Here is a 14,723-nt window from a genome sequence, read left to right on the forward strand (position 1 = left end):
CGTTGAGCATGATGCAGCGGCATATGCGGACTTGGGAAAACCTTGGCCGTTCCCGACCGGGGCGGGCATGGTTTGCAAAGACCCGGAAGAGAGGGAGAGCCCCGTGACCAAACAGGTCGATCAGTCGTTCCTCGCCCTGCCCCTGCGCGCGTTGGCGGATGCCGCGCTCGCGCGGGCGCGGGCGCTCGGGGCCGCCCATGCCGACTTCCGGCTGGAACGCATCCGGTACGCGTCCTGGCGGCTGCGGGACGCGAAGACCGCCGGTTCCTCGGACACCACCGACCTGGGGTACGCGGTGCGGGTGGTGCACGGCGGGGCCTGGGGCTTCGCGTCCGGTGTCGACCTGACCATGGACGCGGCGGCGCGAGTCGCCGCGCAGGCCGTCGCGATGGCCAAGCTGTCGGCGAAGGTGATCGACGCGGCGGGCTCGGCGGAGAGGGTCGAGCTGGCCGACGAGCCCGCCCATCCGGACCGCACCTGGGTGTCCTCGTACGACGTGGACCCCTTCGACGTGCCGGACGCGGAGAAGAGCGGGCTGCTGGCGGAGTGGAGCGGGCGGCTGCTGGCCGCGCCGGGCGTGACGCACGCGGACGCCTCTCTGCTCACGGTCCGGGAGAACAAGTTCTACGCCGACACCGCGGGCACCACGACCACGCAGCAGCGGGTCCGGCTGCACCCGGAGCTGACGGCCGTCGCGGTGGACGGGGGCACCGGCGAGTTCGACTCGATGCGGACCGTCGCACCGCCCGTCGGCCGGGGCTGGGAGTACCTGACCGACGGCCGGTACGACTGGGACGCGGAGCTGGCGGAGATGCCGGAGCTGCTCGCGGAGAAGATGCGCGCGCCGAGCGTGCGGTCCGGGCGGTACGACCTGGTGGTGGATCCCTCCAACCTCTGGCTGACGATCCACGAGTCGATCGGGCATGCGACCGAGCTGGACCGGGCGCTGGGCTACGAAGCGGCGTACGCGGGCACCTCGTTCGCCACCTTCGACCAGCTGGGCACCTTGAAGTACGGCTCGGAGCTCATGCACGTGACGGGCGACCGGACCGCCGAGCACGGGCTGGCCACGATCGGGTACGACGACGAGGGTGTCCGGACGCAGTCCTGGGACCTGGTCAAGGACGGCGTGCTGGTCGGCTACCAGCTGGACCGCAGGATCGCGAAGCTGACCGGCTTCGAGCGGTCCAACGGGTGCGCGTACGCGGACTCGCCGGGCCACGTGCCGGTACAGCGGATGGCCAATGTGTCCCTGCAGCCGGCGCCCGAAGGCCCGTCCACCGAGGAACTGATCGGGGGCGTGGAACGCGGCATCTACGTGGTGGGCGACCGGTCGTGGTCCATCGATCAGCAGCGGTACAACTTCCAGTTCACCGGGCAGCGGTTCTTCCGGATCGAGAACGGGCGGCTGGCGGGGCAGCTGCGGGACGTGGCGTACCAGGCCACCACCACCGACTTCTGGGGCTCGATGGCCGCGGTGGGCGGCCCGCAGACGTACGTACTGGGCGGCGCATTCAACTGCGGCAAGGCCCAGCCGGGCCAGGTCGCCTCCGTCTCCCACGGCTGCCCCTCCGCCCTCTTCACGGACGTCAACATCTTGAACACGACCCAGGAGGCCGGCCGATGAGCACCCGTACGCCGCGGACGAACGCGCCGCACGAGGTCGTCGAGCGCGCGCTGGCCCTCTCGCGGGCCGACGGCTGTGTGGTGATCGCGGACGAGACGACCACCGCCAACCTGCGCTGGGCGGGCAACGCGCTGACCACCAATGGCGTCACCCGTGGCCGCACCCTCACGGTGATCGCCACCGTGGACGGCAAGGAGGGCACCGCCTCGGGTGTCGTGTCCCGGGCCGCGGTCACCGCCGACGACCTGGAGGGGCTGGTGCGGGCCGCCGAGGCGGCCGCCGGTGCCGCCGGGCCCGCCGACGACGCGCGGCCGCTCGTCCCGGGCGGTGCCTCCTCGCCCGGCTTCACCGAGCCGCCCGCCGAGACCTCCTCCGAGGTCTTCGCGGACTTCGCGCCCGCGCTGGGCGAGTCCTTCCGGCGGGCCCGGGACGGCGGCCGCGAGCTGTACGGGTTCGCCAGCCACGGGATGGTCTCCTCGTACATGGGCTCCTCGACCGGGCTGCGACTGCGGCACGACCAGCCCACCGGGACGCTGGAGCTGAACGCCAAGTCGCCCGACCGCTCCCGCTCGGCGTGGGCGGGCCGCGCCACGCGGGACTTCGAGGACGTCGACCCGCTGGCCATGGATGCCGAGCTGGCGCGCAGGCTGGCCTGGGCGGAGCGGCGGATCGAGCTGCCGGCAGGCCGGTACGAGACGCTGCTGCCGCCCACCGCCGTCGCCGACCTGCTCGTGTACCAGCTGTGGTCGTCCGGGGCCCGGGACGCGGCCGAGGGCCGTACGGTCTTCTCGGCGCCCGGCGGGGGCACCCGGGTCGGCGAGAAGCTCTCCGGGCTGCCGATGACGCTGCGCAGCGACCCGGGGGCCGCGGGCCTGGAGTGCGCGCCCTTCGTGCTGGCGCACAGCTCCGGGGACGACGCCTCGGTCTTCGACAACGGGCTGCCGCTGGAGCCGACGGACTGGATCCGGGACGGCGCGCTGAACCAGCTGGTCACGACGCGCCACAGTGCGGAGCTGACCGGGCTGCCGGTGGCCCCGGCCGTCGACAACCTGCTGCTGGAGGCGGGCGGCAGCAAGGCGCTGGACGAGCTGGTGGCCGGTACCGAGCGGGGGCTGCTGCTGACCTGCCTGTGGTACATCCGCGAGGTCGATCCGGCGACGCTGCTGCTCACGGGGCTGACGCGGGACGGCGTGTACCTGGTGGAGGGCGGCGAGGTGGTCGGTGAGGTGAACAACTTCCGGTTCAACGAGTCGCCGGTGGACCTGCTGGGTCGGGCGACCGAGGCGGGCCGTACGGAGCGCACCCTGCCGCGCGAGTGGAGCGACTACTTCACGCGCGCCGCGACGCCAGCGCTGCGGATCCCGGACTTCAACATGAGCTCGGTGAGCCCGGGAGTGTGAGGGCGGGGCCCGCCCCACCAGGGTGCGGGCACTTGTCGTACCGCGTGGCCGGCCTGTGGATACTCGGTCGGCCACGCTGCGCACGGCGAATAGAATCGGTTCCGTCCTCCCGTTTGGGATCAACGACCGATCAGGAACGCCATGACACGCCTCGGCGAATCCGTCGCCCGCGCCAGCTCGCTGCTCTCCGCAGACCTCTCCGCAGACGCCACCGTCGCGGAGCTGCTGAAGGAGACCGGCTCGCGGCGCTATCTCGACCTGACGGACCTGCCGGCCAAGGAGCAGGCCGAGCTGATCGCCTCGCGTACGGTCGAGGTGCTGCCGGGCGTGGACCAGCTCGCCGAGCGCATCGAGGAGCGCACGGCGGCCGGCAAGGGTCTGCACATCAAGCTGGGCATCGACCCGACGGCGACCGATGTGCACCTGGGGCACGCGGTTCCGCTGATCATCCTCAGCCGCTTCCAGCGGCTCGGCCACGACGTCACGCTGATCATCGGCGACTTCACGGCCAAGATCGGCGACCCCTCGGGCCGTACGGCCGAGCGTCCGCCGCTGACCGACGAGGACATCGCGCACAACCTCGCGAGCTACCGCGAGCAGGTCCGGCCGTTCTTCGACTTCGACAAGGTCAGCTTCCGGCAGAACAGCGAGTGGCTGGCGCCGTACACCTTCCCCGAGCTGCTGAGCCTGCTCTCCAAGGTGCCGGCCTCCCAGCTGCTCCAGCGCGAGGACTTCCGTACCCGCCTCGCGTCGGGCGCGGGCCTGACCATGACGGAGATGCTGTACCCGATCGCGCAGGGCCTGGACTCGGTGGCGCTGGAGTGCGACGTGGAGCTGGGCGGCGCCGACCAGCTGCTGAACCTCCAGATGGGCCGCAAGCTCATGGAGCTCAAGGGCCAGCAGCCGCAGCTCGTGGTCACGATGCCGCTCATCGAGGGCACCGACGGCACCGGCGCGAAGATGTCCAAGTCCAAGGGCAACTACGTCGGCCTGAACGCGCCCGCCGAGGACGTCTTCGGCAAGATCATGTCGGTCCCGGACCGGCTGATGGAGCCGTACCTCAAGGCGTGGACGGAGTGGACGGACGAGGAGATCGCCCAGGCCCTGGCCCGTATCGAGGCGAAGACGCTGCACCCGATGGACCTGAAGAAGGTCCTCGCGGGTGAGGTCGTGGCCGCGCTGTACGGCATCGAGGCGGCGATGACGGCCCGCGCCGGGTTCGTCGCGCAGTTCTCCAAGAAGTCCTTCGCCGACGTCGGCACGCTGCCGTCGGTGGACCTCGCGGCGCACGGCTCGGACACGGTGGCCACGGTGCTCACCCAGGTGCTGGAGTTCACGCCGAGCGCGTCGGCGGCCCGCCGGCTGGCGAAGCAGAACGCCCTGCGGCTGGTCATCGAGGCCGAGTCGGGCCAGGAGACCGTGGTGCTGGCCGAGTCGGACGCGATCCGCCCGCTGGCCGAGGTGCTGGCGGAGAAGCTGGCCGTCACGCCCGGTACGCCGTACCTCAAGGCGGGCCGCAAGCTGGCCCAGCTCCAGGGCGAGGCGTAGCCGCCGCCTCAGGAAACGATCGCGGAGGCGTAACCGCCTTCGGGAACGATCGCCCGGGGCCACGCGGGTCTGCCCGCTCGGCGCCCCGGGGGCTCAGCACCGTTCCGGCGGACCTGTGCGCCAGGTCCGCCGGAACGGTTCACGACGGCGGGATCAGACCCGCTGCTGCCGGTGTGTCCTCCCACGCACCATGGCCCACAGCCGACTGCCCACGCCGACGACGATCACCGCGCCGATCAGCTGGAGCAGGTGCCGGGTCCAGTCGATGCCCTTGGTGTCCTCGACTCCGATGCCGGTGGCCGCCCAGTTGCCCAGCACGCTGCCGAGCATGCCGAAGATCACGGTCAGCCAGAGCGGAATCGCCTGTTTCCCGGGGATGAGGGCCCTCGCGATCACGCCCAGGACCAGACCCAGAATGATGGCCCACAACCAATTCATGTCGCCTCCCAGTGGGGCGCGGTGTACAAGGCCGTGCATCGTTCAGTGTCGTACCGCCACCCGTACGGCGCACGTCGGAGCCGCCCGTACGCATGAGACCGCTGTGCGGCCGATCCGGGACATCGCGCCCCGGTCTCGAACGCTGCGCAGGCCCGGCGTAACGTGGGACAGGTCCGGCATAGGGGTTGCCCGGTACGACAACAGGTGGTGGAACGTGATGCGGAAGCAGAGCAGCGCCCAGACTTTCCGGATCACGGGAGCCCGCCAGGGGCTGACCGAGGACGTCCGTGGGCGGCAGCGACGCTATGTGATCTCGATGTCCTTGCGGACGGTGGCGGTGATCCTCACCGCCGTGCTCTGGAACGTCGAGCGGCCCTTCGCCATTATCACCCTGATCGCGGGTCTGGTACTGCCCTACATCGCGGTAGTCATCGCCAACGCGGGCCGGGAGAACGCGACTTCACTTCCATCGAGCTTCATCGCGGCGCCGTCGCGGCCTATGCTGACCGCTCGTTCGGGTGACGCTCCGGCGGAACCCACGGCGGAAGCGGGCCGGGCCGGCTCCGCCGAACACCACGGCGACCACGACTGATCTTCCGACGGTACGCAAAGCTCAAGAAAAGCTCAGATCAATCATGTGGTTCCGGTGCACTCGGCACGGTCCCCCATGACATACTTCGTACGCGCTCCGCATCCCCCGTCGGAGCGACGGACCGACGCCGGGCGGCTCCCCCCGTGGCTGCCCGGCGTCGCCATGTCCGGGATCGGGGGGCGACGTAGGGTTGAGGCTGTGAACTCCCCTGATAACGCAGTGATCTGCTCCGCCAAGGGCTGCCGTGCGGCCGCGGTGTGGGTGCTGGCCTGGAACAACCCGAAGATCCACACGCCCGACCGGCGCAAGACCTGGCTCGCGTGCGACGAGCACCGTGAGCACCTCGCCCAATTCCTCGACGTCCGCAGCTTCCTGAAGGACGTGGTGAAACTGGCGGAGTGGGAGGCCCGGCAGGAGGGCGCCGAACCGTCGGGCCCGAAGCAGGACGGGCCGCCCCGAGAGGACTGAGCCCCGCCGGCCCGCCCGACCGGGCTGAGCTTCGTCGCCCCCGCCCGACTGCGGGCGATCTCCGGCCCCTTCGGGCCACGGGCGTCTCCGGAGCCGGACGGCCGCGGGCGGCGGTCCCCGGAGGACGGCAGTCCGGGTGCCGGGCACGGCCGGAGCCGGACGGCAGCCCGGGCACCGGGCGCGGTCAGCCGCCGATCGCCGACATCGGCCGCTGCGGCTGCAGGAAGCTCGGGTCGTCCAGGCCCGAGCCCGCCTTCTTGCCCCACATCGCGCCCTTCCATATCTGCGCGATCTCCTCGTCCGGCGCGTCCGAGCGGAGCGCGGCCCGCAGGTCGGTCTCCTCCGTGGCGAACAGGCAGGTGCGCACCTGGCCGTCGGCGGTCAGCCGGGTACGGTCGCAGGCCCGGCAGAAGGGGCGGGTCACCGAGGCGATGACACCGACGCGGCGCGGGCCGCCGTCCACGAGCCACCGCTCGGCGGGCGCGGAGCCACGCTCCTCCTGGCCCTCGGGGGTCAGCTCGAAGCGGGTGCGCAGCGAGGCCAGGATGTCACCGGCGGTGATCATGCCGTCGCGCTTCCAGCCGTGCTGGGCGTCGAGCGGCATCTGCTCGATGAAGCGGAGCTCGTAGTCGTTCTCCACGGCCCAGGCGAGGAGGTCGGGCGCCTCGTCGGCGTTGAGCCCCGGCATCAGGACGGAATTGACCTTGACCGGGGTGAGCCCGGCGGCGCGGGCGGCCTCCAGGCCGCGCAGCACGTCGGCGTGGCGCTTGCGGCGGGTCAGGGCCTGGAAGACGTCCGGGCGCAGGGTGTCCAGCGAGACGTTGACCCGGTCCAGGCCGGCGTCGCGCAGCGCGGCGGCGGTGCGCTCCAGGCCGATGCCGTTGGTGGTGAGGGACATCTGCGGGCGCGGCGCGAGGGCCGCGACGCGCTCGACGATCGAGACGAGGCCGGGCCGGAGCAGCGGTTCCCCGCCGGTGAACCGGACCTCTTCGATGCCGAGGCGGGTGACCGCGATGTCGATGAGGCGGACGATCTCGTCGTCCGTGAGCAGGTCGGGCTTGGCGAGCCACTGCAGGCCCTCTTCGGGCATGCAGTAGGTGCACCGCAGGTTGCACCGGTCGGTCAGTGAAACCCGCAGGTCGGTGGCTACCCGCCCGTACGTGTCGATGAGCACGAGGCCCCCTCCCCCGGTGTCGGATCAGTACGGTGTCGAGCCTACGCGATGGGGGTGACAACGAGCACGGCTCCGATGTCACGATGCGCGGCCGGCCGCGTCGTAGGGATCTACGACGCGGCCGGTTCTCCGCGGGGACGGGGTACGCGTCAGTGTGCTCCGGTGCCGGTCAGGGACCGGACCTCCAGCTCGGCGTACTTCTTCACGTCCGGCTCCTCCTTGGAGAGGAGGGAGCCGAGCCAGCCGAGCAGGAAGCCCAGCGGGATGGAGATCAGGCCCGGGTTCTCCAGCGGGAAGACGGCGAAGTCGGCGCCGGGGAACATCGAGGTCTCCTTGCCGGAGACGACCGGCGAGAAGAGCACGAGCAGCACGGAGGAGATCAGGCCGCCGTAGATCGACCACAGCGCTCCGGAGGTGGTGAAGCGCTTCCAGAAGAGGCTGTAGAGGATCGTCGGCAGGTTGGCGGAGGCCGCGACCGCGAAGGCCAGCGCGACCAGGCCCGCGACGTTCAGGCCGCGGGCGAAGACGCCGAGGACGATGGCGACGGCGCCGATGCCGACGGTGGCCCAGCGCGCGGCCCGCACCTCCTCCTTCTCCGACGCCTTGCCCTTCTTGATCACGTTGACGTACAGGTCGTGCGCGAAGGACGAGGACGAGGCGAGGGTGAGGCCCGCGACCACCGCGAGGATGGTGGCGAAGGCGACCGCCGAGATCACGGCGAGCAGGATCGCGCCGCCGGTGGAGTTCGCGCCGCCGCCGATCTCCTGGGCGAGCAGGGTGGCCGCCGTGTTGCCCGCCGGGTTCGACTCGGTGATCGTCTTCGGGCCGACCAGGGCCGCGGCACCGAAGCCGAGCGCGATGGTCATCAGGTAGAAGACGCCGATGATGCCGATGGCCCAGTTCACCGACTTCCGGGCGGCCTTGGCGGTGGGCACGGTGTAGAAGCGGATGAGGATGTGCGGCAGCCCCGCGGTGCCGAGCACCAGCGCGATGCCCAGCGAGATGAAGTCGATCTTCGAGGTGGCGGTGGCGCCGTACTTCAGGCCGGGCTCCAGGAACGCCGCGCCCTTGCCGCTCTCCTCGGCGGCCTTGCCGAGCAGCTCGGAGACGTTGAAGTGGAACTTCAGCATCACCAGGAACGTGATGAGCAGGGTGCCCGCGATCAGCAGGACGGCCTTGACCATCTGCACCCAGGTGGTGCCCTTCATCCCGCCGATGGAGACGTAGAGGATCATCACGATGCCGACGAGGACGACGACGAGCATCTTGCCGGCCTCGCTGGTGATGCCGAGCAGCAGCGTGACCAGCGCGCCCGCGCCCGCCATCTGGGCCAGCAGGTAGAAGATCGAGACCACGATGGTGGAGACGCCCGCCGCGGTACGGACGGGGCGCTGCCGCATCCGGTACGCGAGCACGTCGCCCATGGTGAAGCGGCCGGAGTTGCGCAGCGGCTCGGCGACCAGCAGCAGCGCGACCAGCCACGCGACGAGGAAGCCGATGGAGTACAGGAAGCCGTCGTACCCGAAGAGGGCGATGGCGCCCGCGATGCCGAGGAAGGACGCGGCGGACATGTAGTCGCCGGAGATCGCCAGGCCGTTCTGGAAGCCGGAGAACTGCCGGCCGCCGGCGTAGAAGTCCTCGGCGCCCTTGGTCTGCCGGCCGGCCCACACGGTGATGGCCAGGGTGGCGGCGACGAAGACCGCGAAGATCGTGATGATCAGGGCGCGGTGCTGGCCGGCGCCCTCGGCGGCCAGGGCCGGGGTCCCGGCGGCGAGCTGGTACGTGAGGCTCATGCGTCACCCTCCCCGCGCGGGGCGTCGTTCTCCAGGCGGGCCCTGATCGCCTCGGCCTTGGGGTCGAGCTTCGCGGCGGCGTGCCGGGAGTACCACCAGGCGATGAGGAAGGTCGTCAGGAACTGGGCGAGGCCGAAGACGAAGGCGACGTTGACGTTGCCGACGACCTTGGTGCCCATGAAGCCGCCCGCGTAGTTGCTGAGCAGCACGTACAGCAGGTACCAGAGCACGAAGGCGATGGTCAGCGGGAAGGCGAACGAGCGGTACGAGCGGCGCAGTTCGGTGAACTCCGCGCCGGACTGCACTTCGACGAAGGGCGGCGTCGCATGGGGCGCGTCGGGCGGCGCTTCGTGGGCCTTGTGCGGCCCGTCATCGGCGGGCGGCTGGGCGGCGGTGCTCACGCGGTCTCCTGTTTCTCGCAATGTCCGGCGGGGTTGCGTCCGGCGACATAAAGTCCAGATCAGTGATGCGGATCACGCATGCTAGAGGTGCGCAGGCTCCTTACGACAGAGGCCGGGACCGAAATCCCCAGGAAATCGGGGGTTACGGCCGCCACCGGCCGGGGGCCGGGTCGTTGTCCGGGTGTGACGCCTTCGCCGCCACTGCAGCCACCGGGACCCGGCCGACTGCCGTACGGCGCCGTCAAGTTGCCCTCCCCGATCGCCGCCCCTCCTCCGGTGCCACCCCGTCCCACCAGGGGCGATGCCCGTGGCTGGGACGGCCGTCGGATCACGCTGCCGCTGCTGAGCATCGGTGCGCTGCGCCGCCGCCGAAGTGGTTGACGAACCCCCGCACCTGCGGCAGTTGACGGGTTTTCCCCGCCGGTCGGCGGGTTTTCTTTACCGGCCATTGAACTGTCCGAGTGATCACGGATAGCTTCACTCGTCACGAACCGGCTCGCGCGCGACCTGCCCGCGAGCGGTCAGAGATGATGTGGAGTACCCATGGCACATCGGAGATCCAGACGGGTGCGCGCGCTCGGCGTACCGGTCGGACTGGCCCTCGTGGCCTCCCTCGGCTTCCTCCCGCAGGCGGCCACCGCCGCCCCTCAGGAGGCACCCCGCACCACGGCGGCGGCCGACGGCCCGCTGCTCTCGTACGTCGTCAACGCCACGCCCGGCAAGGCCTCGGCGGCCAGGGTCGGCAAGGCGATACGCGCGGCCGGCGGCACGGTGGTCGTCGCCCACGCGAAGATAGGCGTGATAGTCGCCCACTCCGCGAACCCGCGGTTCGCGGAGACGATACGCACGGTGCGCGGCGTCCAGTCGGCCGGCGCCACCCGCACCGCCCCCCTGAAGGCCAGCGGCACCACCGACATCGGGAAGCCGCAGAAGGCCGATCTGAGCAAGGCAGCACAGCTGGCCGGCACCAAGGCGAAGGCCGCGGGCGAGGAGCCCCTTGAGTCCCTGCAGTGGGACCTGCCGGCCATCAAGGCCGACCAGGCAGCGAAGGTGAACCCCGGCAGCAAGAAGGTCACCGTCGCGGTCATCGACACCGGTGTGGACGACACCCACCCGGACCTGAAGCCCAACTTCTCCGCCGGGCAGTCCGCGAACTGCGTGGGCGGCGTGGCCGACACCACCCGCGGCTCCTGGCGCCCGTACGACCCCGCCGAGGACTACCACGGCACGCACGTCGCCGGCACGATCGCCGCGGCGCGCAACGGGGTCGGCATGGCCGGTGTAGCGCCGGGCGTGAAGATCTCCGCCATCAAGGTCAGCGAGCCGAAGACGAGCCTGTTCTACGCCGAGAGCGTGGTCTGTGCCTTCGTGTTCGCAGCCGACCACGGCGTCGAGGTCACCAACAACAGCTATTACGTCGACCCGTGGATGTTCAACTGCAAGGACGACCCCGACCAGGGTGCGATCGTCGACGCGGTGGGCCGGGCGGCCAAGTACGCCGAGCGCAAGGGTGCGATCAACGTCGCCGCGGCCGGCAACTCCAACCTCGACCTGGCGGCGAAGGAACTCACCGACAAGTCGAGCCCGAACGACACCACTCCGGTGGAGCGGAAGATCGACCCCGCCAAGTGCTGGGACGTGCCCACCCAGCTCCCGGGCACCGTCACGGTCGCCGCGACCGGCGTGAAGAAGCTCAAGTCGTACTACTCCAACTACGGCAACGGCGTGATCGACGTGGCCGCGCCGGGCGGTGACAGCCGTCAGGTCCCCGAGCTCCCGGCGAAGAACGGCAACATCCTCTCCACCATGCCGGGCGGCGACTGGGCCTACCTGGCGGGCACCTCGATGGCCTCGCCCCACGTGGCGGGCGTCGCGGCGCTGGTGAAGAGCGCGCACCCGAAGAGCAGCCCGCAGGAGATCCAGTGGCTGCTGAAGAAGGACGCCGACAACCCGGGCTGCCCCCAGGGTGACGCGACGTGCACCGGTACTCAGCACGTCAACGGCCACTACGGGTACGGGATCGTGGACGCGCTGGACGCCGTCGAACAGCGCTGACCGAAGCGGCGCCGGGGCCCGTGGCAGCCGGGGCCCGGCGGCCGGGCGGTCCGTCCGTCCCTGAGGCGGGCGGACCGCGTCGGCCCTGATGTGCCGCGACCGCTGCCCTGCATGTGCTGCGCCCGCGGCCCTTCGTGTGCCGCGGGCGCGGCGTCTCATGCCGCGTCGGCGCCCGGTACGACGGTGGGCCGCGCTTCTCCGCCCGAGGCGGCCGCGCGTGCGGCGCCCTGCGGGCCCGTGGTCCGCAGCACCCCGTCGGCCAGCAGCCACTGGGCCGCGATGTAGCTGAGCATGATGCAGAACTGCGGGGCCGGCGGCTGCGGCCAGTGCGCGATACCGCTCGCGATCAGGGTGTCGGAGCCCAGGAAGAGCAGGCCTCCGAGGAGGGCCCGCGGCCCGGCCCGCAGCGCCCCGTACGCCATCGCGGTGAGCAGCAGGCTGTACCCGGCGACCGGGCCGCGCAGATCGGCCGGCAGGCCCGGCCACAGCAGCGCCACGGTGCCGAGCCAGGCCGCGGCGTACCCGGCGGCCACGGCGGCCGGCGGAACCCGGCGGGCCCATCCCGGTGCGACGCCCCGCCGCACGAACAGCACCAGGTAGCAGACGTGCCCGGCCGCGAAGGACGCCATCCCCGCGAGGAAGGCGGTGTCGCCGCCCACTTGGAGGAGGGTGTCGCCGCCGCATCCGAAGAGCAGCGCGACGGCGAGCAGTACGGGGCCGCCGCGGGCGAGCACGTACGCGGCGAGGACCGGCATCAGTGCCGGCTTGGTCACCACGTCCACCGTCCCGGCCCCGGCGAGCAGCGCACCGAGATGCACGACGGTGAGCGCCCCGAAGGCGGTGAGGAGGGCGCGGGCGGCGGCCTCGCGGGTCATGCGGCGGACGCCTCGGCCTTGGTGTCCGGCACCCGGGGCGTGGCGTCGTCCCCGCCGCGTGCGGGCTGCCATCCCGGCCCGCGGAAGACGCGCCCGGCGCGCTCCCGCCAGCTGCCGGCAGCGCGTACGTCCCGGGCGATGGCCGCGTATTCGTGCGTGGCGACGCGGAGCGGGTTGAAGGTGTCGATGTTCTTCGTGAGCCCGAAGACGGGCCGTTCGGTCTCCGCGACGAACGAGCCGAACATCCGGTCCCAGACGATGAGGATGCCCCCGAAGTTGCGGTCCAGGTAGCCGCCCTGGGAGGCGTGGTGGACGCGGTGGTGCGAGGGCGTGTTGAGCACGAACTCGAAGGGGCGGGGCAGCTTGTCGACCCGCTCGGTGTGCACCCAGAACTGGTAGACGAGGTTGGCCGACGAGCAGAACGCGAGGGCCGCCGGGTGCACGCCGAGGGCGATCATCGGGAGGTAGAACGGCCAGACGGTCAGGGAGGTCCAGGGCTGGCGGAGCGCCGTGGTGAGGTTGAACTTGCGGCTGGAGTGGTGGACCACGTGGCAGGCCCACAGGATGCGGATGACGTGGTGCCCGCGGTGCGACCAGTAGTAGAAGAAGTCCTGCGCGAGCAGCATCAGGGGCAGCGTCCACCACAGCACGGGGATCCGCAGCGGTGTCAGCGCGTAGACGGCGGAGTAGATCGCCACGATCGGGATCTTCCACAGCGCGTCGAAGACCAGACTGCCGAGCCCCATGCCGACGCTGGTGGCGGCGTCCTTGGTCTCGTATCCGGCGGCGTCCTCGTCCGGGTGCAGCCGGTAGCTCACCATCTCCAGGACGGTGAGCAGGACGAAGGCCGGTATCGACCACAACACGACATCGGGCAGGTGCGGCATGCGGGCACCATAGGACGGCGTACAGGGACTCGGCTAGAGGTTGTTACCAACGAGTATCGGTCAAAGTTACCGCCGGTACGATCAGGGCGGCCGGCGCGGCCCTCTCGCACCTCCGCGACGGCACCGACCCACCCGCCTCACTCGCCCATGCCGACGAAGGGGAAGTCGAAGCCCGTCAGCCAGTGCCGTCCGGTCTCCCGGGCCCGCCGCCAGGAGGCCTCCACCGGCGCCTGGTTGCGCGGCTGCCCGAGGTCGTCCGGGGTGGGCCCGATGCGGCGCGCGACCGGCGAGAGCTTCCCCTTGTCGAAGCCGAAGGCCTCGGCGGCGGACTCGCCCAGCAGCCGGCGGGTCTCCCCCACCGGGATGTCGTGGAAGGCCCTGCGCAGCCACTCCCGGGTGTGCGGCCAGGTGCCCTCGGGGTGCGGGAAGCCGGAGCCCCAGAGGATGTTGTCCACTCCGATCTCGTAGCGCCGCGCCAGCTCGCGCCGGGAGGGCGCGGTGGCGCAGACGAAGACCTGGCGGTCGAGGTACTCGTGCGGGGAGCGCTTCAGGGCGGCGAACGGCGAGAGCTTCCGGCCGCCGTGCGCGCCCGCGTAGAGCCGGTCCATGTGCCACAGCAGGTCCGGCAGCCACCAGCAGCCCGCCCCCACGACTCCGAAGCGCAGCCCCGGGTGGCGCTCGAAGGCGCCGGACCACATCAGGAACCACAGCGGACGGGCCGGCCACCACGCCGCTTCGGAGAGCTGGATGCCGAGGTGGCCGCCGTGCTCCGGGCGGGGCGCGGCGTCCGCACGGGTGAGGACGGGCAGCGCGGTCTCGGCGGCGGCCGCCCACACCGGGTCGTACCGGCGGTCGTGGTAGGGCGCCCCGTCGCCCCACGAGGCGGGGATCAGCAGCGCCCCGAGGCCCGACTCCGCGGCCCGGTGGATCTCGTCGACCACCGCGTCCGGGTCGGCGGCGGCCGGGAGCACGGCGACGCCGCGGTGCCGCTCGGGATCGGTGGCGCAGAACTCCGCGAGCCAGCGGTTGTAGGCGCGGGCGCCCGCCATGACCGCCTCCGGGTCGTGCCCGGCGGCCGGCGCCAGGCCGGCCCCGAAGGGCGGCGCTGTACCGGCGTCCGCGGTGTCCGCGTCGGGGAACACGACCTCGCCGGCCACCCCGTCGCCGTCCAGCTCCTTGACGCGCTGCACGGCGTCCCAGCCGCCGCGCAGGCCCTCCTCGTTGTCCTCGTACCACTTCATGGCGGACGTGCCGTTCCGGGCACCGCGCCGGCCGGCGCCGGCGCGCCGGGCGTCCCGCTGCCCGAGGTGTTCGTCGAATGCCCGGTGGTGAGCGGCTTCCAGGTAGGGCCGGTACTGCTCGGCAGGCAGCCCGGCATGGCAGGCGGCGGAGATGATCAGGTACGGGTCGGTCGGGTCCGTCATCGCGGCTCCTCGGTCGGTCCGGAAGGAAACGTTCGAGGTGG

At 71.6% G+C, this 14,723-nt stretch carries 13 protein-coding genes; 6 read left to right on the forward strand and 7 right to left on the reverse strand.

Annotation, left to right across the window (positions count from 1 at the left end):
- Positions 1–103 precede the first annotated feature (103 nt).
- The 3 genes from ACIGQF_RS09930 (at position 104) to tyrS (ending at position 4,575) form a co-directional block, all read left to right on the forward strand.
- A complete protein-coding gene (locus tag ACIGQF_RS09930) occupies positions 104–1,627 on the forward strand; it encodes a TldD/PmbA family protein (RefSeq protein ID WP_399707692.1) in 1,524 nt (507 codons plus the stop codon).
- Positions 1,624–3,027 (forward strand): metallopeptidase TldD-related protein, encoded by a 1,404-nt coding sequence (locus ACIGQF_RS09935; RefSeq protein ID WP_399707693.1) that lies wholly within the window; start codon positions 1,624–1,626, stop codon positions 3,025–3,027. Before ACIGQF_RS09930 ends, ACIGQF_RS09935 begins: the two co-directional genes overlap by 4 nt.
- 141 nt (positions 3,028–3,168) lie before the next feature.
- The gene (gene tyrS, locus ACIGQF_RS09940; RefSeq protein WP_399707695.1) at positions 3,169–4,575 is read left to right on the forward strand and encodes a tyrosine--tRNA ligase; all 1,407 of its coding nucleotides are present in this window, start codon (positions 3,169–3,171) and stop codon (positions 4,573–4,575) included.
- 153 nt (positions 4,576–4,728) lie between these two features.
- Here the strand turns inward: tyrS and ACIGQF_RS09945 are convergent, their stop codons facing one another.
- Positions 4,729–5,013 (reverse strand): GlsB/YeaQ/YmgE family stress response membrane protein, encoded by a 285-nt coding sequence (locus ACIGQF_RS09945; RefSeq protein WP_030618968.1) that lies wholly within the window; start codon positions 5,011–5,013, stop codon positions 4,729–4,731.
- A 217-nt stretch (positions 5,014–5,230) separates the two neighbouring features.
- On the opposite strand from ACIGQF_RS09945, the gene ACIGQF_RS09950 reads away from it, so the two are divergent.
- Together ACIGQF_RS09950 and ACIGQF_RS09955 are read left to right on the forward strand one after the other, a co-directional pair.
- A complete protein-coding gene (locus ACIGQF_RS09950; protein WP_399707697.1) occupies positions 5,231–5,605 on the forward strand; it encodes a DUF3099 domain-containing protein in 375 nt (124 codons plus the stop codon).
- A 162-nt stretch (positions 5,606–5,767) separates the two neighbouring features.
- Positions 5,768–6,073: a hypothetical protein gene (locus tag ACIGQF_RS09955; protein WP_399707699.1), complete on the forward strand. Its 306-nt coding sequence runs from the start codon at positions 5,768–5,770 to the stop codon at positions 6,071–6,073.
- 184 nt (positions 6,074–6,257) lie between these two features.
- On the opposite strand, the gene moaA is transcribed toward ACIGQF_RS09955, so the two are convergent.
- From moaA to ACIGQF_RS09970, 3 genes are all read right to left on the reverse strand, one after another.
- Positions 6,258–7,247 carry a GTP 3',8-cyclase MoaA gene (gene moaA, locus ACIGQF_RS09960; RefSeq protein WP_399707700.1) on the reverse strand — a complete coding sequence of 330 codons (990 nt, stop codon included), beginning with the start codon at positions 7,245–7,247 and terminating at the stop codon, positions 6,258–6,260.
- Positions 7,248–7,396: 149 nt separating this feature from the next.
- On the reverse strand, positions 7,397–9,040 hold the full coding sequence (locus ACIGQF_RS09965; RefSeq protein WP_399707702.1) for a cation acetate symporter: 1,644 nt from the start codon (positions 9,038–9,040) through the stop codon (positions 7,397–7,399).
- On the reverse strand, positions 9,037–9,441 hold the full coding sequence (locus ACIGQF_RS09970; protein ID WP_399707704.1) for a DUF485 domain-containing protein: 405 nt from the start codon (positions 9,439–9,441) through the stop codon (positions 9,037–9,039). The genes ACIGQF_RS09965 and ACIGQF_RS09970 overlap by 4 nt, the downstream gene beginning before the upstream one ends.
- Positions 9,442–9,984: 543 nt before the next feature.
- Here ACIGQF_RS09970 and ACIGQF_RS09975 point away from each other — a divergent pair.
- Complete coding sequence (locus ACIGQF_RS09975; protein ID WP_399707706.1) at positions 9,985–11,496, forward strand: S8 family serine peptidase; 1,512 nt, start codon at positions 9,985–9,987, stop codon at positions 11,494–11,496.
- Positions 11,497–11,651: 155 nt separating this feature from the next.
- On the opposite strand, the gene ACIGQF_RS09980 is transcribed toward ACIGQF_RS09975, so the two are convergent.
- The 3 genes from ACIGQF_RS09980 to ACIGQF_RS09990 form a co-directional block, all read right to left on the reverse strand.
- Entirely contained in the window at positions 11,652–12,371 is a 720-nt protein-coding gene (locus ACIGQF_RS09980) for a lysoplasmalogenase (protein ID WP_399707707.1), read from the reverse strand.
- A complete protein-coding gene (locus tag ACIGQF_RS09985; RefSeq protein WP_399707709.1) occupies positions 12,368–13,258 on the reverse strand; it encodes a sterol desaturase family protein in 891 nt (296 codons plus the stop codon). Before ACIGQF_RS09985 ends, ACIGQF_RS09980 begins: the two co-directional genes overlap by 4 nt.
- Before the next feature lie 137 nt (positions 13,259–13,395).
- Positions 13,396–14,682 (reverse strand): amidohydrolase family protein, encoded by a 1,287-nt coding sequence (locus ACIGQF_RS09990; protein WP_399707711.1) that lies wholly within the window; start codon positions 14,680–14,682, stop codon positions 13,396–13,398.
- Positions 14,683–14,723 lie beyond the last annotated feature (41 nt).

The organism is Streptomyces sp. NPDC053560, from assembly GCF_044544605.1.
Taxonomy (GTDB): domain Bacteria; phylum Actinomycetota; class Actinomycetes; order Streptomycetales; family Streptomycetaceae; genus Streptomyces.

Excerpts from the sequence above, each read along its gene's own strand:
- ACIGQF_RS09935 (WP_399707693.1), top strand. The coding sequence starts at position 1,624 with ATGAGCACCCGTACGCCGCGGACGAACGCGCCGCACGAGGTCGTCGAG.
- tyrS (WP_399707695.1), top strand. The coding sequence starts at position 3,169 with ATGACACGCCTCGGCGAATCCGTCGCCCGCGCCAGCTCGCTGCTCTCC.
- ACIGQF_RS09945 (WP_030618968.1), bottom strand. The coding sequence starts at position 5,013 with ATGAATTGGTTGTGGGCCATCATTCTGGGTCTGGTCCTGGGCGTGATC.
- ACIGQF_RS09950 (WP_399707697.1), top strand. The coding sequence starts at position 5,231 with ATGCGGAAGCAGAGCAGCGCCCAGACTTTCCGGATCACGGGAGCCCGC.
- ACIGQF_RS09955 (WP_399707699.1), top strand. The coding sequence starts at position 5,768 with ATGTCCGGGATCGGGGGGCGACGTAGGGTTGAGGCTGTGAACTCCCCT.
- ACIGQF_RS09965 (WP_399707702.1), bottom strand. The coding sequence starts at position 9,040 with ATGAGCCTCACGTACCAGCTCGCCGCCGGGACCCCGGCCCTGGCCGCC.
- ACIGQF_RS09975 (WP_399707706.1), top strand. The coding sequence starts at position 9,985 with ATGGCACATCGGAGATCCAGACGGGTGCGCGCGCTCGGCGTACCGGTC.
- ACIGQF_RS09980 (WP_399707707.1), bottom strand. The coding sequence starts at position 12,371 with ATGACCCGCGAGGCCGCCGCCCGCGCCCTCCTCACCGCCTTCGGGGCG.
- ACIGQF_RS09985 (WP_399707709.1), bottom strand. The coding sequence starts at position 13,258 with ATGCCGCACCTGCCCGATGTCGTGTTGTGGTCGATACCGGCCTTCGTC.
- ACIGQF_RS09990 (WP_399707711.1), bottom strand. The coding sequence starts at position 14,682 with ATGACGGACCCGACCGACCCGTACCTGATCATCTCCGCCGCCTGCCAT.